Source organism: Rhizobium sp. SG741 (genome assembly GCF_012275435.1).
In the GTDB taxonomy this organism is placed as follows: domain Bacteria; phylum Pseudomonadota; class Alphaproteobacteria; order Rhizobiales; family Rhizobiaceae; genus Rhizobium; species Rhizobium lusitanum.
In genome coordinates this window covers 260,478-279,925 of record NZ_JAAZQP010000010.1, presented here as the reverse complement: position 1 = coordinate 279,925, position 19,448 = coordinate 260,478, and the positions used below count along the sequence as shown (strand labels likewise).

General features: G+C 57.7%; 19 protein-coding genes. 10 read left to right on the top strand and 9 right to left on the bottom strand.

What is annotated here, in order from left to right; genetic code table 11:
* Nucleotides 1–55: 55 nt before the first annotated feature.
* From FHT29_RS24480 to FHT29_RS24450, 7 genes are all read left to right on the top strand, one after another.
* Nucleotides 56–643 carry a DUF1638 domain-containing protein gene (locus FHT29_RS24480; protein ID WP_047557953.1) on the top strand — a complete coding sequence of 196 codons (588 nt, stop codon included), beginning with the start codon at nt 56–58 and terminating at the stop codon, nt 641–643.
* Between the two features lie 239 nt (nt 644–882).
* Complete coding sequence (locus tag FHT29_RS24475) at nt 883–1,185, top strand: virulence factor (RefSeq protein WP_037202594.1); 303 nt, start codon at nt 883–885, stop codon at nt 1,183–1,185.
* Entirely contained in the window at nt 1,178–1,756 is a 579-nt protein-coding gene (locus FHT29_RS24470; protein ID WP_047557955.1) for a methylenetetrahydrofolate reductase C-terminal domain-containing protein, read from the top strand. Before FHT29_RS24475 ends, FHT29_RS24470 begins: the two co-directional genes overlap by 8 nt.
* A 3-nt stretch (nt 1,757–1,759) precedes the next feature.
* Nucleotides 1,760–2,866 carry a methylenetetrahydrofolate reductase gene (locus tag FHT29_RS24465; RefSeq protein WP_037202596.1) on the top strand — a complete coding sequence of 369 codons (1,107 nt, stop codon included), beginning with the start codon at nt 1,760–1,762 and terminating at the stop codon, nt 2,864–2,866.
* A 95-nt stretch (nt 2,867–2,961) separates the two neighbouring features.
* Nucleotides 2,962–3,930 (top strand): methyltetrahydrofolate cobalamin methyltransferase, encoded by a 969-nt coding sequence (locus tag FHT29_RS24460; protein ID WP_037202598.1) that lies wholly within the window; start codon nt 2,962–2,964, stop codon nt 3,928–3,930.
* A gap of 2 nt (nt 3,931–3,932) precedes the next feature.
* Nucleotides 3,933–4,277, top strand: a complete 345-nt coding sequence (locus FHT29_RS24455; protein WP_037202600.1) for a hypothetical protein — start codon at nt 3,933–3,935, stop codon at nt 4,275–4,277.
* Between the two features lie 45 nt (nt 4,278–4,322).
* Nucleotides 4,323–6,326 carry an ASKHA domain-containing protein gene (locus FHT29_RS24450; RefSeq protein WP_051964446.1) on the top strand — a complete coding sequence of 668 codons (2,004 nt, stop codon included), beginning with the start codon at nt 4,323–4,325 and terminating at the stop codon, nt 6,324–6,326.
* A gap of 18 nt (nt 6,327–6,344) precedes the next feature.
* Here the strand turns inward: FHT29_RS24450 and FHT29_RS24445 are convergent, their stop codons facing one another.
* The gene (locus FHT29_RS24445) at nt 6,345–7,286 is read right to left on the bottom strand and encodes a LysR family transcriptional regulator (RefSeq protein WP_173410923.1); all 942 of its coding nucleotides are present in this window, start codon (nt 7,284–7,286) and stop codon (nt 6,345–6,347) included.
* Between the two features lie 79 nt (nt 7,287–7,365).
* Between FHT29_RS24445 and FHT29_RS24440 the strand changes: the two genes are divergently transcribed.
* A complete protein-coding gene (locus tag FHT29_RS24440; protein WP_168600242.1) occupies nt 7,366–7,590 on the top strand; it encodes a hypothetical protein in 225 nt (74 codons plus the stop codon).
* On the opposite strand, the gene FHT29_RS24435 is transcribed toward FHT29_RS24440, so the two are convergent.
* The 5 genes from FHT29_RS24435 to FHT29_RS24415 all read right to left on the bottom strand — a co-directional run bounded on the left by FHT29_RS24435 (nt 7,587) and on the right by FHT29_RS24415 (nt 15,528).
* Complete coding sequence (locus FHT29_RS24435) at nt 7,587–9,329, bottom strand: hypothetical protein (protein WP_168600241.1); 1,743 nt, start codon at nt 9,327–9,329, stop codon at nt 7,587–7,589. The two genes, FHT29_RS24440 and FHT29_RS24435, sit on opposite strands and share 4 nt — an antisense overlap.
* A gap of 250 nt (nt 9,330–9,579) precedes the next feature.
* The gene (locus FHT29_RS24430; protein ID WP_168600240.1) at nt 9,580–11,034 is read right to left on the bottom strand and encodes a hypothetical protein; all 1,455 of its coding nucleotides are present in this window, start codon (nt 11,032–11,034) and stop codon (nt 9,580–9,582) included.
* Between the two features lie 397 nt (nt 11,035–11,431).
* On the bottom strand, nt 11,432–12,388 hold the full coding sequence (locus tag FHT29_RS24425; protein ID WP_168596858.1) for an ATP-binding protein: 957 nt from the start codon (nt 12,386–12,388) through the stop codon (nt 11,432–11,434).
* Between the two features lie 25 nt (nt 12,389–12,413).
* Nucleotides 12,414–14,693, bottom strand: coding sequence for a DDE-type integrase/transposase/recombinase (locus tag FHT29_RS24420; protein ID WP_168596859.1), 2,280 nt, complete (start codon nt 14,691–14,693; stop codon nt 12,414–12,416).
* A gap of 22 nt (nt 14,694–14,715) precedes the next feature.
* Complete coding sequence (locus FHT29_RS24415) at nt 14,716–15,528, bottom strand: hypothetical protein (RefSeq protein WP_168596860.1); 813 nt, start codon at nt 15,526–15,528, stop codon at nt 14,716–14,718.
* Nucleotides 15,529–15,685: 157 nt separating this feature from the next.
* Here FHT29_RS24415 and FHT29_RS24410 point away from each other — a divergent pair, with 157 nt between their 5' ends.
* Nucleotides 15,686–16,264, top strand: coding sequence for a hypothetical protein (locus FHT29_RS24410; protein WP_168596861.1), 579 nt, complete (start codon nt 15,686–15,688; stop codon nt 16,262–16,264).
* A gap of 479 nt (nt 16,265–16,743) precedes the next feature.
* On the opposite strand, the gene FHT29_RS24405 is transcribed toward FHT29_RS24410, so the two are convergent.
* The 3 genes from FHT29_RS24405 to FHT29_RS24395 all read right to left on the bottom strand — a co-directional run bounded on the left by FHT29_RS24405 (nt 16,744) and on the right by FHT29_RS24395 (nt 19,300).
* A complete protein-coding gene (locus tag FHT29_RS24405) occupies nt 16,744–16,899 on the bottom strand; it encodes a hypothetical protein (RefSeq protein ID WP_168596862.1) in 156 nt (51 codons plus the stop codon).
* A 1,437-nt stretch (nt 16,900–18,336) separates the two neighbouring features.
* Nucleotides 18,337–18,546, bottom strand: coding sequence for a transposase (locus FHT29_RS24400; protein ID WP_168596863.1), 210 nt, complete (start codon nt 18,544–18,546; stop codon nt 18,337–18,339).
* Nucleotides 18,547–18,586: 40 nt separating this feature from the next.
* Nucleotides 18,587–19,300 (bottom strand): site-specific DNA-methyltransferase, encoded by a 714-nt coding sequence (locus tag FHT29_RS24395; RefSeq protein ID WP_281408390.1) that lies wholly within the window; start codon nt 19,298–19,300, stop codon nt 18,587–18,589.
* Between FHT29_RS24395 and FHT29_RS34980 the strand changes: the two genes are divergently transcribed.
* Entirely contained in the window at nt 19,290–19,415 is a 126-nt protein-coding gene (locus tag FHT29_RS34980; RefSeq protein ID WP_281408391.1) for a hypothetical protein, read from the top strand. The genes FHT29_RS24395 and FHT29_RS34980 overlap by 11 nt on opposite strands.
* Nucleotides 19,416–19,448 lie beyond the last annotated feature (33 nt).

The window sequence follows — 19,448 nt, the reverse complement described above, 5'->3', positions numbered from 1 at the left end:
CTGAGTGGATATCGATCAACAAAAAGCGGAGACAAATCCTCCGCGTGATAAACGCATGACAACGCGAAAAGTTCATGTGATCGCGTGCGGCGCAATCGCGCGCGAGATACTGGCGGTCACCAGAATAAATCAGCTCGACCACATCGATCTGCACTGTCTTCCCGCGATCTATCACTCCTACCCTCAGAAGATCGCGCCCGCATTGGAGGAAGCCATTGCGAATGCGCGCGCGCGGGGTTTCGAGAGGATCTTCATCGGCTATGCCGATTGCGGAACCGGCGGCATGATCGACAAGATCTGTGAGCGTGAGGGCATCGAGCGCCTTTCGGGGCCGCACTGCTATTCCTTCTTCAGCGGCAACGAAGCCTTTGCAGCGCGCGAGGATGACATCACCTCGTTTTTCCTCACCGACTTTCTCGCCCGGCAGTTCGAGTCCTTCGTCGTCGTGCCGCTCGGCCTCGACCGGCATCCGGAACTGCGGGACATGTATTTCGGCAATTACCGCAAGGTCGTCTATCTCTCACAGGAGGAGGATCCGGCTCTGCAGGAAAAAGCAAAAGCAGCGGCTGCCTATCTCGGTTTGGATTACGAATACCGCTTCACCGCGTATGGCGATCTTGCCCATGAATTGCTGACCGTCTGATTACGACATTCCACCCCATATCATTGCTTGCCGCCAACGTCGGGCTCCGCCATGTTGCAACGCGTTGAAAGCGTTGAATCGCGGTGGAAAACTCGGGCGTTCGGCATGACGGTGAAGTTTGCCGCTGGTTGCGGGATGTGCTTTCCGCGCCGCGTCGTTTTTTGGCATAGGCCGCGTCGTGGCGAGCGCAGTCTCCGGGTCGATGGACGTGCATTCTTGATTAAAGAGGAGAATTTTGCATGGCGGATCGCATTGTCGTCTATTGGCGGGACATTCCGGCCCAAGTAATCATCAAGAAGGGGCGGCAGACGGCAAAGCGCGAGCTCTCGCTGCGCTTCACCGAGGCGATCGACATGTGCGCGATGCGCACCGGCGCGGCCGAGACCGACGACTACTTGGCCGAATGGCGCAAGGCCGATCCCGTGCCTGTCTCCGACGATCTGGAAGCCGAGGCGGACAAGGCCGCAAGCGAACTCGAAGCAGCCTTTGACCGGGAGCGTCTGATTGCTCTGGTAAAGGCCGGAGGCCGCGACAATGGCTGACGCCATCCAGAAGCCGGGCAACGCGACGCCCGGAGCGAAGGCCGCTAGCGGCGCCTATACGCCCGCCGGCGTCTCGCCCAACCGCCGCGCCCGCCGCAAATACACCGTCCGTCTCTGGGCCGTGCGCCATTCACGCTTCCTCGAATGGTTCTATCATCGCTTCGCCGATGCTTTCCTCCTCCTTCATCCGCTCTGGAAGAAAATCGGCTACGAGCGCGTCGAACGGCCGATCACTTTCGTCGAGCGCAATGTGAAGGGCTTTCTGTTCGACTGTCGCATGTGCGGCCAGTGCGCGCTCTCGTCGACCGGCATGTCCTGCCCGATGAACTGTCCGAAGCAGCTGCGCAACGGCCCTTGCGGCGGGGTACGCGCCAATGGCAATTGCGAGGTCGAACCGGACATGCCCTGTGTCTGGGTGCAGGCCTGGAACGGTTCGCGAAACATGATCCAAGGCGATGCGATCCTGAAGGTGCAGAAACCGGTGAACCAATCGCTGCGTGAAACTTCCTCCTGGCTGCGCGTCACTGCGGAAGCGGCCGCTGCCCGTGAAGCAGCGAAAAAGGAAGCGTGATCGATGGCGCATATCGACGAAAATCCGCTCGGCGTCCACCTGCCGCTCGATCCTCTACCCGGCCATTCATCACTCGGGCGGCTGGAGCGCGTGCTGCGCCGCGGCGAATTCGCGGTCACCGCCGAATTGAACCCACCCGATAGCGCCAACCCCGAAGAAGTCTATGAGCGCGCCGCGATCTTCTCCGGCTGGGTTGACGGCATCAACGCGGTCGATGCCTCGGGTGCCAATTGCCACATGTCCTCGGTCGGCATCTGCGCGCTGCTGACGCGCATGGGCTATGCGCCCATCATGCAGATCGCCTGCCGCGACAAGAACCGCATCGCCATTCAGGGCGACGTGCTGGGTGCTGCTGCCATGGGCGTATGCAACATCATGTGCCTGACCGGCGACGGCGTGCAGGCCGGCGACCAGCCGGGCGCCAAGCCGGTCTTCGATCTCGATTGCATGTCGCTGCTCGAAACCGTGCGCATCATGCGCGACAACGCGAAATTCCTGTCGGGGCGCAAGCTGACATCGCCACCGAAGGTCTTTCTCGGCGCGGCCATCAATCCCTTCGCGCCGCCCCACGACTTCCGGCCCTATCGGCTGGCGAAGAAGATCGAGGCCGGTGCGCAATTTGTGCAGAGCCAATATTGCTACGACGTGCCCATGTTCCGGGAATACATGAAGAAGGTGCGCGACCTCGGCCTGAACGAGAAATGCTTCATTCTCGTCGGCGTCGGCCCCCTCGCCTCAGCGAAAACCGCTCGCTGGATGCGCTCCAACGTGCCGGGCGTGCACATTCCCGATGCCGTTATCAAACGCATCGAAGGCGCACAGGACCAGAAGAAGGAAGGCAAGCAGCTCTGCATCGACATCATCAACGAGGTGAAGGAGATCGAGGGCGTTTCCGGTGTTCATGTCATGGCCTACCGCCAGGAAGAATATGTCGCCGAGATGGTGCATGAATCCGGCGTGCTGAAGGGCCGCCAGCCTTGGAAGCACGAGGCCAACCAAACCGACGCGCTCATCGCAGAGCGCCTGGAACACATCCGTGGGGGCAAGGAAGAGAACCAGCAGGAAATGGCCGAAGCCGCCGCTCATCATCCGCCACACAAGACGCACTGAAATCGAGCAGCGGGCGGAGGAGCCCGGACGGCTTGTAACCCCCATCCCGGCACGATAGACCAGATCTATCGGGCCAACTGACCAGAGGATCAGACATGACGCGCACCATCGTTGCATCCGCCACTCGCGAAATCATCATCGGTTTCGACCAGCCCTTTTGCGTGATCGGCGAACGCATCAACCCAACGGGGCGCAAGAAGCTGGCCGCTGAGATGATCGAGGGCAATTTCGATACGGTTATCAAGGACGCGCTGGAACAGGTGGCCGCGGGCGCGACCATGCTCGACGTCAACGCCGGCGTCACCTCGGTCAACCCGAACGAGACGGAACCTGGCCTGCTGGTGCAGACGCTGGAAATCGTCCAGGGCCTGGTCGACGTGCCGCTCTCGATCGACAGCTCGGTTACGGCCGCCATCGAAGCTGCGCTGAAGGTTGCCAAGGGCCGACCGCTGGTCAATTCCGTGACCGGCGAAGAGGAAAAGCTCGAAGCCATCCTGCCGCTCATCAAGAAATACGACGTGCCGGTCGTTGCCATCTCCAACGACGAAACCGGCATTTCCATGGATCCGGACGTGCGTTTCGCCGTCGCAAAGAAGATCGTAGAGCGCGCCATGGACTACGGCATCAAGCCCCATGACATCGTGGTCGATCCGCTCGTCATGCCGATCGGCGCGCTCGGCGACGCCGGCCGCCAGGTCTTCGCGCTGCTGCACCGCCTGCGCAACGAGCTGAAGGTGAATACCACCTGCGGCCTTTCCAACATATCCTTCGGCCTGCCGCACCGCCACGGCATCAATGCCGGCTTCATCCCGATGGTGATCGGCGCCGGCATGACCTCGGCCATCATGAACCCTTGCCGCCCGCAGGAAATGGAGGCGGTGCGCGCCGCCAACGTGCTGAACGGCACCGACGCCAATTGCACCAACTGGATCATGACCTACCGCGACTACAAACCGGCCGAAGGCGGAGCGAGCGCTCCGGCTTCAGCGGCCCCCTCGGCTGGCAGCGGCGGCCGGCGTGGTGGGCGCGCGGCACGAGCCGGTGCCGGCGCGGCGAGGGAATAGAGATGAAGTATCCGAGCCGGAAGCTTTCCGATGATCTCGCCACATTGTGGATCCAGGCGCCAATGGTGATTGGAATGCGCCTGTCGCAAATGTGGATGACAGCGATGACCGGCGGCGGCGTCAACATGACGGAATTCAACCAGATGGTTTCGGAAAAGATGATGGCCGCGGCCGAAAGTGCCGTTGCCACCAATATCGCCATGACCCAGCAGAATATTGCGGCAATGACAAAGGGGGGCAACGCCTTATCGCATCGCGCCGTCGATGCCGTCGCCCAGGCCATGGTCAAGCCGTATAGCAAGCGCGTTCGCTCGAACGTACGCCGCCTTAGCAAACAGAAAGACTGATCCGTGGCCCAAGCCAGCGACAGCGCGAATCCCCTCGTCCTCTTCATGCCCTCCGGTAAGCGCGGCCATTTTCCGGTGGGAACGCCGGTGCTGGAGGCTGCGCGGCAGCTTGGCGTCTATGTGGAGAGCGTCTGCGGCGGCCGTGCCACCTGTGGGCGCTGCCAGGTCTCGGTGCAGGAGGGCAATTTCGCCAAGCACAAGATCGTCTCGGCCAACGACCATCTCTCGCCCATCGGCCCCAAGGAAAGACGCTACGCCGAGGTGCGCGATCTGCCTGATGGACGCCGCCTCTCCTGTTCTGCCCTGATCCAGGGCGATCTCGTCATCGATGTGCCGCAGGACACGGTGATCAATGCGCAGGTGGTGCGCAAAGCCGTCGACGAGCGCGTCATCATCCGCGATACGGCCGTGCATATGTGCTACGTCGAGGTCGAGGAGCCGGACATGCACAAGCCTTCGGGCGATCTCGACCGGTTGAAAGCCGCGTTGGCTGCCGATTGGAAATACGACAATCTCGACGTGGATTTTCACATCATTCCGCAAGTGCAGTCGATCCTGCGCAAGGGAGAATGGAAAGTCACCGCCGCGATCCATCAGGATCACGCCGATGACCATCCCCGCCTGATCGCGCTTTACCCCGGCCTCAAGAACGAGGCCTATGGCATCGCCTGCGATATCGGCTCGACCACTATCGCCATGCATCTCTCCTCGCTGCTGTCGGGCCGGACGGTGGCATCTGCCGGCACCTCCAATCCGCAGATCCGCTTCGGCGAGGATCTGATGAGCCGCGTCTCCTACGTCATGATGAACCCGGACGGCCGGGTCGCGATGACCAATGCCGTGCGCGAAGCGCTGAACGGGCTGATCGACAAGGTCTGCGCCGACGGCGGCGTGTCGCGCCAGGACATCCTCGATGCGGTCTTCGTCGGCAACCCCATCATGCATCACCTCTTCCTCGGCATCGACCCCACCGAGCTTGGCGGCGCACCCTTCGCGCTCGCCGTCTCAGGCGCGGTACACCTGAGGTCGGCCGAGATCGGCCTGCCGATGAATGCCGGCACGCGCGTCTACATGCTGCCCTGCATCGCCGGCCATGTCGGAGCCGACGCCGCCGCCGCCACCCTCGCTGAAGGGCCTCACCGCCAGGATGAGATGATGCTGCTGGTTGATATCGGCACCAACGCCGAAATCGTGCTGGGCAATCGTCAGCGCGTCGTCGCCGCCTCCTCGCCGACGGGCCCTGCCTTCGAAGGCGCCGAGATTTCCAGCGGCCAGCGCGCAGCACCAGGCGCCATCGAACGTGTCCGCATCGACCCCGTCACATTGGAACCGCGCTATCGCGTCATTGGCATCGAGCCTTGGTCGGACGAGCCCGGCTTTGACGAAGCCGCCGCCACCGTTGGCGTCACAGGCATCTGCGGCTCGGCAATCATCGAGGTGGTCGCCGAGATGTTCCTGACTGGTATCATTTCCGAGGACGGCGTGGTCGACGGCGGCATGATGGCGCGTTCTCCGCGTATCCTGCAGAACGGCCGCACCTATTCCTACCTGCTGCGCGACGGCGAACAACGCATTACCGTGACACAGAACGACGTCCGCGCCATCCAGCTTGCCAAGGCCGCCCTTTATGCCGGCGTCAAGCTGTTAATGGACAAGCAAGGTGTCGAGCATGTCGATCGCATCGGCCTTGCAGGCGCCTTCGGCACCTTCATCGATCCCAAATACGCGATGGTGCTCGGTCTCATCCCGGATTGCACCCTCGACAAGGTGAAGGCAGTCGGCAACGCGGCCGGCACCGGCGCGCGCATGGCATTGCTCAATCGCGGCCATCGCCGCGAGATCGAGGAAACTGTCAGCAAAATCGAGAAGATAGAGACGGCGCTTGAATCAAAGTTTCAGGAGCATTTCGTCTACGCCATGGCGCTGCCGAACAAGGTCGATGCCTTTCCGGAACTGGCGAAGGTGGTGACACTGCCGGAGCGCAAACAGCTTGGCGACGATGCCGGCGGCGAAGGCGGCGGCCGCAGACGGCGGCGCAGCCGCGAGTAACGCTTAACCGGCGGCGGCTCACGCGGCCATTTTTCGCCCGATCTCTATGAATGCCTGCCGGATGCTATCGGCAACGGCCTTCATCGGCCCCGTCATCTGCGATGCCGTCAGCAGGCGAATGTCGAAGGAGGTGAGTTCCGGCAGCCCCTCGTTCGGCCCGAGGATCTCCATATCCTCACCAATGTAGGACCGTGGGAACGGCGCGACCGCAAGGTCGGAGACGATAGCGGCGCGCTGCGCCATCGTGTGGGCGCTGAGATAGGAAACGCGGTAAGGCCGCTTCTGCCGTTCCAGCTGCGCCAACGCTTCCGACCGCCAGATGCAACCGTCTTCCCAGATGGAGATCGGCAGCGGGTCGCGCCGATAGGCCGTACCGCACTTGGCACCCGCCCAGACGAGACGCTCCGTATAGATCACTTCGCCTTCCGTCGGGAAAGGCCGCGTCGCGCAATTGATCAGCGCCAGATCCAGTCGCTGCTCCTCGATGCGCTTCTTCAGCTGGAGGCTCATATCCACGACGACATCCACCATGATGCCGGGATAGCTCTCCGAAAAGCTCTTCAGAATGGTCGGCAGCAGGCGCTCGCCGATATCATCGGGTGCGCCAAGCCGCACCACGCCGCTGAGCTCGGGCATGATGAAACGCGATACGGCTTCGTTCGACAAGGCCAGGATATTGCGCGCGTAGGAGAGCAGCATCTCGCCATGCTGCGTCAGGCTGACCGAGCGCGCGTCGCGCAGGAACAGCGTCACGCCGAGCTGCTCTTCCAGCTTCTTGATTTGCATCGAAACAGCGGACGGCGTGCGGAAGACCGCATCGGCGGCGGTGGAGAAATTGCCGGTCTCGGCAATGGCTACAAAGGTGCGCAGAACTTCATTGTCAAGCAACGGTATGGGCCGGCGGAACGGTACGGTCATATCGGCAACCTTCAATTTTTCTGATCCTAAGCACCATATCATTTCATTTGTCTGATTGTCAACGAAGCAGCATATTAGCCCTAATGAAACTGATACAGACAGCTGCAAAGGAGCAAACACCATGGCTGGCACGGCACTCGGCGAAGCCTCTCGCATCTTCACCCTTTTGCATATCCGAAAAATTCAACGGATGGCGCAGCATACGCTCGACGAGATTGCAGCGCGCTTCCCCGCTCACCTGATCGACGACGTCAATGCGCGCGGCCTCCCCCCGGATCGGACGCTGTTATGGCCGGAAAAATTACTTGATTCCCGAAATGGAAGTTATTTTGATTCCTCGCGCTAAACACTGCGAACGCCAGGGCGAAACGCCCTCAAATAGGCTTCAGCCTCCCCCCTTTCGTAGAGCCTGACCTCTGGCACAATCCGACGCAGGCCAGAGCTATCGAGGTCCCGCCCCAGAATACTCGGGAATTGCCGCATGCCGTTGACGAAAAGATGGGCCTTTATGTCTTGAAAGGTCATGTAGCGCTCCTGCAGGCCCCACAGGATCTTAAGGGTAAGCCTGCCACGAGGGATCACGCGCGCGCCTCGCAAAATCGCTCGCGAGGTGCGCATCATTCGAAAGTAGAATAGCAAGTCGTCAATAGATATCTCGGTGTCAGGGCTAAGGGTTGACCCGCGTGACTGACAGATTTTTCTCACTCGGGCTTCGTCCGTGGTGAACAAGCATTTTGAGAACCAGTTGCTGTTCCCCTTGGAAGGCTGCCACCTTACTTTGATTTCGCCGTTGAGGATGGCTGCGAAAACCTGCGCCCAGGGATGCTTTGAACTCCGAGAGGCATGCACCAGCTCGAAGATAGGTAGGCCTCTCGCCTCTACCGATGGCCTTCGCTTAAAGGACTCGGTGTTGAGCAGCGGTGCGTTCGCGGGTGCGCCCAACAGCAGCCCGAGCGACCGGTCGGGGCACTGGACGGACCCAATCTGGTATAGATTCAACACCTCGCATAATGGCAGCCCCAACTCTTTGCCCTGCAGTTTCACGGCTTTTGGATAGAAAATCGGCGGATGGTCACCTTCAGCAATGCTCGTGCCCGGATAATGAAATCGCACTCGCTTCCCTCTTCCAAATAGGATGTTTAGCTCCTTTCTCAGAAAGCGTCTGAGGTCTTTGAAATTTCGCGGGATGCTCGCCACCACCGGATGTGTTTTTGAGCGGCGACAATTCGTCACCCTGCTGTCTTCGATAGAGATCGCCATATCGAGGAACCCATTCGGCCAGTTGAGGACACTGTTGGCGGCCTCGAGAATGAAATCGTGCGGGATGATATAGTTTTCACCCAGTTTGGTGTCCTTGCGGCCTGTCGCCTGCAAGTTCAACAGTTTTGCAGAGTCCACAATGAGCGTGAACAATTCGCCCCGAGAGAACTGCCTCAAACCGTCGTCGATATTCCACTGCATCGAGCGATCTGCGCAAGGATCAATGAGAGAAAGGAAGAACTGGAGCGCCGCCTCATCGGCGATGTCTACGTTTGATGTCTCGAGCTCTCGCAGATCCGCGCCACAATAGTTGCAAGACGCTAGTACGGCGCTCCTCTCAAATGTGAGACGTGCTCCGCAGCTACATTGATCCACGAGCCTCTCGCGATTGTCCGGATCGAACGAAAAACAACGAAGACCCCAAATGGCTTTTTGATATCCTTTTTGCTTCAAGTAGGTCGGCGATACTTTCCTCGCACGACCGAAGCTGAAGGGCGATATTTTGGCACCGAAGAAATTGATCGGCCCGGGCTGTCGTCCGTACAGGAGCTCCTGAATTCTTTCTTCCCTCACGCCTAAAATTGTCGCGATAGCCACCGCGTCTATGGTCCGGGCCGTCATAGCGCTGTGCGACCACTGAGTATTTTCGGCATAGCCCAGCATTAGATTGATTGCTCGCATGCCGCTAAAGCCATTTTCAAATGTCGCCCTCATGAGCAAGTCTGGAACGCCTTCACCAGGTCTTGGCTCTACGGGAAATGCGAAGGAAGGAATGTCCATCGGAGTGGACACCAGTTTGTTTGCTTCCATGAGAAGTTTGCTCACAGCGTCTCCTTCAAGAAATCGTTCACGTCCGTTACTTTCCGATCGCGTAGTGACGCGAAACGACGATTTGCCGGGTATTGGGCAACAGCCCCCCCTGTCGGATTATGTTTCAGAAAGGATCGCTTAGCGGTAATACCTCGGACGCCAGCACCGCTCTGGCGTCGAATTCGGTCTGCAACTCGATACAGGCTAATCGATCAGACATCGAGAAACTAAACTTGGAACTCGGAACAAGCGGCAGATCGTCAAGCTAGGACAACTGCAGTCCAAGGCAAGAAAGCGCTTCATCGCGCTGCCAAAAAGTCACGTCTCCTGACCTCATGCATTTAACATCGAACGCTTTCAAGGTCCGAGAGAGATTTCTGGCCGGTCGGCGGCTCATCTCTGCAAGGGTATGCAACTCGAAGATGAATACCCACGATTGCCGCAATTGCGCAAACCTTCCGAGTGTGGACACGCCTTGCATCAGCCCGGAGTTCACAATGTTGGCGGCGACAGATTGTGATCGATCTATAGCCATCGAGATCTCTCTATGACTTATGGGAGCGTTCCGGTTTTCATCATTCGTTCGCTGCTTCTCAACAAGTGAGCGAAGCAGTGAAATGTCAGTCACGACAAGTTCCGACATGAGGCCGCGCGTTGGCCGCCTACCGCGCCACACCTCAAGCCGGCCCTCAAGCACCGCCCGCAAAATCGACGACCAGCTGAATGTCAGCGATGGGTCCAATGCAAAGCAACAGGATACGAGCCCTAGCGCGCCGGCTATCGTGCCGGGGCGGATTACCTTGGATACGCCGGCGATCAAACTGCCCTCGATAGTCGGGAGAGGAACCGGGCCAAGGTGGGCGACATCCGTTGCCAACTCAGGTGCCAAACCGCGATTCAGTAGCTCGCATACTACTGGAATCGACACGCCTAAGTCCTCCGAAAAACGGTGAACAGTCCGGATATCTCGCAACGCGGTCATGTAACGGTTGAAGTGCCCTTTTCCTGCGAGACAATCGTCCGCTTGAGCGCCTCGGCTCCGGATCAGACTCAGCACAGCCTCTCTTGGGCGCTTCAATCGGCTTGCCTCTGCAAAGTTAGTTGGATACGCGAAGCTCGACGACGTAGGTCCTCGCGAATTCAACGCCTCAATGCGCCGCACTGCATCAAGCAGGTCTTTGACTCTTGCCCTGATCGTCGCGGGCACTGTTGGATCAAACTGTAGTCTTCGGAGCGGCTTCCTATCGAACCAACCAAGCTCTCTGTTTTCCGGTGTCGGGGCAGTAACAGTTTCCACAAGCTCTATGAAGCCATTGGGCCAATCGAGAACGGCCCTACCCGCTCTTTCGAGATTATGGGGTTGGATCGCTTTTCGGTGATCAGCGGACTCAACACGCTCGCAAGTTTGGGCGATGCGCACGATCAGTTGAAATAGGTCACCAACGCGCTCGTCTTCGAGCTGCGATCCGGCCGGAAGCGAAAAGCGCCCATCCGGAGCTTCGGGATCGATGATGCGAGCAGCGAAATCCAAGGCCCGCTCGTCGCGGGGCTCGTAAATCCTAAGCGGACCATCTCGAAGGTCGGCCCCACATCGGTCGCAAGTCCAAGCGTCAACGGCCAATTCCCACCCGAGCAGCGCATCGCAGGGGCAGCGATCGCAAAGATACTCTCGGCTCACCGGATCCAAGGCTAAAGGTTTCAGCGACCAGATTGCTTTCATACTCCCGCCTTGGGCCAGCGTCTGTGGAGCGATACGGCGGGCACTAGAGATGTGAGCACGTCGCACGGCGTGACCGAAGAACATGACAAAATCTCGGCTGGCGTGGACAGGGAGTTTTTCTTGGATGAACCTGTCCTGGACGGTTGGGTCAATGCTGAGAACTCGAGCTAATTCCGCGATGTCGCCTCGGTTATCGCAAACTCCAAGCGCTGAGACCTTTCGAACAGACGTACAACCCGCAAGCTCAATGATGACTGAAGGACGAGGAAATCCATTCCATAACGAGGCGCGATGGAGAGCCTCCCTCATACCTTCCCCACTCCCGAGTTCGATACCCAATGCCAAAGTCGCAGTCTGGCACTGGGTATCGTGCGCCGCCCCATCTGTCCGGTAATGCTCAGGCACTTTGTCGCGCCGTCTTGGCCTTTGCTCTCTCTCTTGCCTCCCGTTCTCTAGTGAATGGGTTCAATGTTACGAAGCCGTGGGGAATGGCATAGAGGTCGGTGGCAGCCTCCAGATGTCTTACGTCGACACAATTAGCTCCTTCGTCGCGCGCTAGATATGCCGCGCGTTCCACCACGCGCGAAATTCGTCCAGGAAGGCCACCGGCAGCCTCCACTAAGCATGCGAGAGTATTCTCCACCACAAAATTGCTTCGGCACTCAAACAGGCCGTGCTCCTTCAATTTAATCCCAAGGGCTGAGCAGTATCGGACAAGCACGGCCGCATCTTTTGGCTTGGTGAGACTTAATGGCTCGAGAAGGACCGGGAAATCTATACTGCAAATCTGCCCGTCACTACCAATCCTCGCCTTGGCCTCATCGGTGCCGACGACCACAATTGGGCAACCGGCGAATTTTGCGAGACCGCGCAGAGTATTGTGTGTTCTCGTTGCGTCTTTATCGTTTGCGTTTCGCATTCTCAGGTTGTTCGACTCGTCAAACACTATCAAGTGCATGGGATGTTTCGCTATTAAACCGTGGAGTCGATCCAACATTTCAGCGGGCTTGCCCAGAAAGGGCAAGGGATCGCCCAGTCCTTTGAGAACTTGAGGCATGAACGCGCTTTGAGACGACTCGCCGTTTAGAGTTATGATGGCAACTTTCGTTTCTTTGACATTGTAATTGCCGCCCAGAAACTTTTCCACGTACCAGCTTATGATGGTGGTTTTCCCAGCGTGTGACGGAGCGAAAATCGTAACGCACCCCGCCTCTGCGCGTGTCGGGCGATTGTCGTTTAGAGCTGCCAAGCGACTGTTTTTGAGGCGATTGATCGCTTGATGCGCTTCGTCAACTTTGGGAAGAGGTATACGCATTTGACGGAACTCATTTGAGATATCTGGCAGTGGTTTCATCTTGCGTGGGCTCCACTTTTCAATTTCAGTGACGTGTCGCAGCCATTTCAGCTTCCAGCTGGTCGAGGAAAGCCTCGCTCTCCGCTGCCGACGAAAACACGTAAGACGGCTGCGAGGGCGGAGGCTGCCATTGCGGATCTGGCGACTTTGGTTCTGGGGGCTTGGATTTCGCTTTTGGGGCACTTCTCTTGGGCGTAGTGGGTGGTTCACGGCCCTCGTCGGCCGCATAAGCGAACGGGATGTCAACGTTCGAGACACCCAGGTTGGTGACGGGAATAGTGATATCAAATCGGCGCACGTCCGGCGGGATGACGATCGGCCGGCCGCCTTCCAGCAGCCTAGCTGTCGTTTTCCCAGCCTTATGGGTCTGTTTGGGCAACAACTGCTCAAGCCGCTCAAAGTATTCCCTCAGATATTTTGCTCGTTTCTCGGGCGGGTACTTCAGCTCGAATATTTTCGCGTTGGCCTTCTTCGCGGCGGCGGCGAAGTCGAACGAAACCGGGGTATTCGCAAAGAGTGGATCCACATTTCTCAATTCGACTGGCTCCTTTCCGCCAGGACCAATCACGCCGATCGAACTGCAGTCGCGGAGCTTCCATAAAATTGTGATCTCCACGCTGACGGGATGGCCAAGCTTGCCTTTCGTCTTGGCCGAGAATTCCTCAAGGAGGCGACTTACGAGACCTTCGTCATGGTAGCGATGCCCTTTAAACTCGACCCCATTCCTTGTCAGCGTTGCCCCCGGTTTTCGACGACGGAGCATAAGGTCCAATTGGCGCAGATCGTTGAGCACACCTCTTCCGTGTCTTTCCAAGCCGGACACAAACCGGGAACCAGGCGGTTCGTTCGTACCGGCATGGGGTCTCGTATGATGTTCGGTGACAAGCCTGTGCGTTACGAGTTCATCAATCTCATCCAGATCAAGCCGAGCGTATTTCCGGTAATCAGACGAGTTGATGTCCTTCTGGTTAATTGGGAACCCTCCTGGCAAAACCGCCATAACTCCTTTCACGGTTCCAATGGCACGCTCAACTATCGCCTTCCACTCGGGCGACGCCAGCGCGGCGTATTCGATGGCAATGTTCATCGCCAGCAAACCGAGCTGGACGCTGTCGGTGACGTGAACTCTCAGGTTGTCAAGTACAACTGTTTCTGGAGAACCATGCCCTGCTGTCGCGTCTGGTAGATCCGGATAGCGCCTCATCCAATCGATCTTAGGCGTCATCACCATTCTCAGGCACGCCATAAATGTGGCAATGGATGGCGGCTCGAAAGTAAGAATGAAGGCAAGGGTCTTTCTGCTAAAGACATCCACCGCGTAAACGATCTCCGGTCGTTTCGTCGTAAGAAGCTTTGGCTCTTCCTCACGCGAACTGGCATTCTGATCGACTGGATTACGCGGCAGCGCCCTGTTGACCAAGCTTTCGGAGCGGCTTTTAACAGCAGACCAAATGTTGCCGAGCGTCTGGTCAATAATCACGATTTGCAAAGGACGCACGGCGTCCTGCGGTTTGATCACACCCTTCAGGCTCTTGTTGACCTTACGAGCTCCGTGAAGTCGTACGAGGTTAGCTTTCTTGGACGCCTCGCTGAACCAATTGCGGAAAACGCGTTCCGTGGGCGGATCGGGACGCTTTCCCTCGATGCCGACGCCATCGTCCCTCTCCAAGTAGAATTGTCCAAAAAACCACTTGTATGCCTCCGCGCAGCTTGGAAGTTCGCGGCGGAAGACTCTGTCGATCGCCTCGTGCGCCAAGGTATAAGTCCACTGCGGCCAGATACCCCGTGCCCTTATAGCGGGATCCTTTCTCATGCAGTCGACCAAGCTCACATGCCTCGTCCGATTGCGGACAAGCACCCGAATGACTGTCGCTGAAGGTGTCCATTTGCCGAGGCCTAGCTTTCCGGCTTCTTCGTGATTATCCCTCATGAATTCCGCGAGATCGTCCTCGGTTTTTGTGTAGTCGAGATTGAAGCTACGCTGATCGATGTACTTGTTTCCATAGAACTGTTTGGTCCGTGCGTGGATTACCTCTTCCCATTGCTTCTCCCAGTCCTCCATCTCGCCAACGGTCACCATCCGTCCCTCCGGCTTGACCAAAGCCAGAAGGTGCCGAGCCGTCGATGCCCTCAGCTCTTGTCCCGCCTGGGCAGTTTGCCAGATGTCGCCGTTCGCGTACTCCAACGCGAACTCGGTCGCGTCTTTGACGAGAACTTCACCGTTGGGATACCGTTGCAGCGTTACGGCCTGGGTGTCCAAGCTGACGACCGAGAAGTCGCCGGGCTCGGGGATGGAAAGCAGCATGAACCTGTCGCTAAGGCAGATACTAAACATCTCGGGCGATTTCCGTCTGCTGTCTCAACCAAACCAGGGCGTCCGGCACCAGACCGTTTCGAAGATCGATCGACACGAATTGCTTGAAATGCAGCGCCTTCACGAGCCGTTCACCTTTAGGCTGCCCTCCCAATTCGTGACTGAGAGTGCCGTAGGTCAGGCACCGCTCTCGTCCGAATGCGAACAAACAACGGGACCGTTCGAGGTCGCCGACGGCATCTCTGGCTCCGGCTTCCAGGTGAGTGATGATGTGCATCTGCTCGAGATTGATATGTGGCCGCTCGGAGAGGATGAAGAAAGGTTGGCCAACGTGAGCATAGATCGCCTTCACCAAATTCATCTTCGTTTTGTTCGACGGTTCTTGAAGGCTTTTGTCGTTCGTCGACTTCATCTCAAGGACGATTGGCACGGCGTCGTTGGGCGCGATCGGGCCGTGGAACGGATCGGCCACCGCCTCGAACAACGGCCTGCCTATGGTAAGGTCATCAAGGAAGCTGCGCTCAACATGGGCTTCGATGTCCGGCGTATAACGAAATTGCCATCGGATCCCGCGCACCTTAAAAAACAGACTATGGGGCTGCGAGTTGATCCTCACCACCCGCGAACACGCGGAGAGCATCCTCAGCGCGTTCCGCTCGACGTTGCGACTTTCCCACGGCACGCCGAAGTGTTTACTTTTATTCAACGGCACCAGACCAACTGGATGTGTTCGACGTCCGCTTGCCACCCATCTAACTGGTGTGTCGTCCTTGGCTCGGGCGAAGGCGAAATAATCGAGTACGTATGGATCGTCATCGTTAGGCATCAAGACTCCTTGTCGGCTGTGACCGTTCGAAGTCCGGAATGAAAAAAGACAGATTCCGGCCTGCATGACAAAAAGGTCACGAAAAGATAGACTTAACTTCCGAGACTAAAACGCTTACTTAGAAAAGATGCGCAAGTTGCGACATTTGAAACAAGACATGATTCCAGACAAAGCAGAAGAAGGGAATCCTTTCTATCAACAGAAAGATTCCAAATCAGAAGAGTCGCAGCTCGACCTTGCGGGCTGGGCCGGCGAACTGAGACGCAAGATCGCCACGTCCGAAGAGCAGACTGCCGTCCTTCGCAGTCGGGCGGCTTCGTTGCGAACGCGGGCGGACGTAATGCTGGAAATGGCGCAGCAGGCTGACGCCGAAACCAAGGCACTTCGGGGCCTGCTTCAACAGGTCGAAACGACCGAGGTGTCGATCAAATCGCGCTCGCGCGCCTTGCCAAGGGAACTCGCTCGCGCGGAAAACTTGGCCTCCCGCATCCGGGCGCACACTAAAATCATCCTCAAGGCTGCCGGAAAGCCACTTGGAAGAACCGAAATACTCGCACAGCTCATTGAGGATGGCATAAGCGTGCCCGGGCGGAGTCCGGCGCAACGCGTTGGGAAGATATTGTGGGCTGCCGAGGAGTTCGAGTATCTGGGAAAAGGCTACTGGATCACGGGTGAACCAATTGCCGACCACCTCATTCCTTCGAAGCGGTATCGAGCGCCAAACCGCAGGAAGTAACTCAGATCGACGTATGCCCAGCAAGCGAAGCGGAGCGGCTTCTTTGAATATGGTAAGATGCCCGCGCCGCGCAAAAGTTTCGCGACGCTTTCCGTTATCTTGGATCATTTCTTCCTCCTAAAATAATTCCTTTTTGCGCTTACTAGGCGGCATTCGCATCTTTGATTTCATTCGCAAAACTCCTTACGTGGCCCACAGATGGGTCCAGGAATACCCGCGCCGAAGTCAGGACACTGAAGGAAAAGCCAGGAACTTGGGCAGCCGCGGCCAAATCTCCCCGGCGCGGTCATCACGCCGGGGAAAGTGTACTTTCATCGCCAGAAGACGGGCCTTGGCTCTCGCTCTGCGACGTAGACCTCCGACACGTCCGAACCCCGGTTATCCACGGCCTATCGCTGACCCAAAGACACGGGCGACCGCGATGGAATGCGGGTTCCGTACTTAATCGCAAGGGATCAAGCTGGGGAAAACGACGTGGACTAGTCGCTATCCTGACCGATGCGATCCATCCTTCGGAGAAATACTGAGCGGAGCGTGTCGACCAATTCCTCATACGAGTCGTTGAACGGTTGCAGGTCGAACTCGCGCACGAGCACTGGAATGTCTTTGGCAGGCGGGTTGTTGAACGGCTTCATTCGAATATCTCCATTGACCGCTCCCTTCCGGGTACGGCGTGCTTAACCGAGGTCACGGCGAATACGTCGCGGACCATGCGTTGTTGCATAGAGGTTCATTGAAAAGGCCGAGCTACGCGCAGTAGCTGCAGCTGCGCCAGCGATCAAGCCGAACGAGCATAATTCAGCTCGCTTGAGAGCCTGGTTCCGCTGCCGAAGTGTGGCAGTTTGGCCAATCCACCGACTTTTTCGCGTTGAAGCCGGATAGCCAATGCTCCCCGGTTGTTTCGGAGGGATGTTCGGTATAGAAAGATGCCAATGGTCTACTCCTATTCTAGGCCATTTGCGGCAAAACTGCGTGAACAGATTTTGCCGACCGATCGAGACGCACCGCACGCCAATGCGGTGCGTTCTCATTTGAGCCGATCGCGCCGTGAGCGGGGTGCTCACCGACGTTCGGCACGTGGAAATAAACTCCATCCGCGGTCAATTTCAAGCTCCTCTTTCCGAGGTAAATGTCGATTGCGTTTTGCGTGAATGGCGGTCCAAAAGTCCTCTTTACAAATGGCTGAAAGGAGTTCGCATACTAACCTCCGAGTCGGCGCTGCAACACGACATCGAACTTTCGATCGTTATCGAAACTCGCTGGAAGTGACCGCAAAAAATTGAACGCGGCGGCACCGAACTTTACTGAAGCCACCTTTTCCAGACCTCCCGGTGGCGTGCACAATTCCCAACCGCTCAGGCCAAATTGCAGACGCCGATTTTCAATCCACCCGCAGAAAACGATGAACACTCCCCGCTCACGGGAGACGTCTGACTCGGCCTCGCTTCGCCCGCCAAGAAGACTTCGGCATTGATCGAAGTCTTTCACCAAGCCAAAACGAAGTGAATTCAAGACGTGGGTTCGACAGCACGGAGCCGAACGACGAGCTATCTCTGCTCGCGATCGGTGGATTTGGCAGAGGCGAAATCGGAACCTTGAAATATTCCCGGACGGAATGGAAAAAGGTGCGCGTCAGAGATGTTTCTCCCGACGCGAGGAAGTAATGGTTCGTGTTGGATAGCTCGGTGTTTACGTCTGGGTCTTGCCGCTCGACAGCGGTGCGCCGATGCGCGTAGCAGCGCGCCCATTCATCCAAACGCTACTGGATCGCCGTCATAAAATTACGGCTTGATTTTTTCCTAGCCCACCTTCAGCCCGAGTCGAATGTTGCTTTTGGGACACTATAGTAAGAGGAATTTCGCAGCTCGTTTTAAGTTGCTCCGATCCGTAGACCCTCAGGAGGTCATGTTCGGGACTATGATCTCAATGCCCATAAGGTCCCACGCGTCTCCAATTTAAAGGGAATCAGCATGTCCAAACGTCGATCGATATCCATTTCACGCTGCGCTACATCCCCGCCCGCGAGCACAGGAACCCGATCACCACGCTCCGACACACCGACCACCCCATCCTCAGGCGCGGCCAAGCTTGCCCTGCCGTGCCATTGTTCGCCAAGTCGACAGATGGTTCGGCTTCAAGCCATGCCGCCGTGCGACCCCATTCACCATCGCGCCGGGCCGACGGCTCTCCGAAACGATTTGCGCCTTGACCTCGTCCGGCCAATGCCGGTGAACCTCATGTCCAGACTTCCTGGTCGTGAGAACCTCCAATGTATTCTCCATGGAGAAACTCCCGCTGCTCGTCCCTAGAAACCCTCCCCATTCACGAACCTTGCGACCCCACTCGAAGGCGACGCGCTGCCATTCGCACATAGTACTCCTCGCGCTCGACCAGGATTGCTGAACGCCCGAGGCGATTGCAGACTGCCCCGACGGTTCCCGATCCTGCGAACGGGTCGAGTACCCGGTCACCTGGCTTCGTCAACGAAAGAACAAGGCGGTCGATCAACGCCTCTGGAAACTGGCAGGGGTGATCCAACTCCTCGGGGTGATTGTATTTGACGTTCGAAATATCACTCCATACGTCACCAGGGTTATTGCCTTTGGGATTGCCGCTCAACTCGCCCTTCTTGGGTCCCTTGTAGTGGCGTTTTTGAGGATATTTTTGCGGCACCCGAATAGGGTCGAGATCGAACGTGTAGTTGTCCGATTTGGTCGCCCAGACGATGGTCTCGTGGCGTCCGGACAACCTGTTCCGGCAGTGCAGCCCATGGCCGGATGTCCAGACGATCCGGTTTCTGATCTTCATCCCCAGGTCGCGGAAAATGGGTATGATGATGGAGTCGATCGGGACAACCTCCCCGGCATGAACGTAGTTGCCCACCTGCCATGCCATCGCGCCATTGGGACGCAGTGCGCGGTGTGAGAGCCGATTGACGAATTTGCGATATCGACATTCAGGTAGGATCGCTATGAAATACAAAGTTGGGTAAAATCTCGACAACAAATGAACAGCAGTGAGCCTTATGCGGACCATCGAGAAGGCTGAACACATTCTCGTGGACGGCCGGGCCGATTTCATCGCGATCGGCCGTCCGATCCTTGAGCGCCCCCCCGCCGACTGGCGGAAATCCCGCGAACGCGCGGTGTAGCAGCGGCTTTCAACCGAACACCCCTGTGGATAA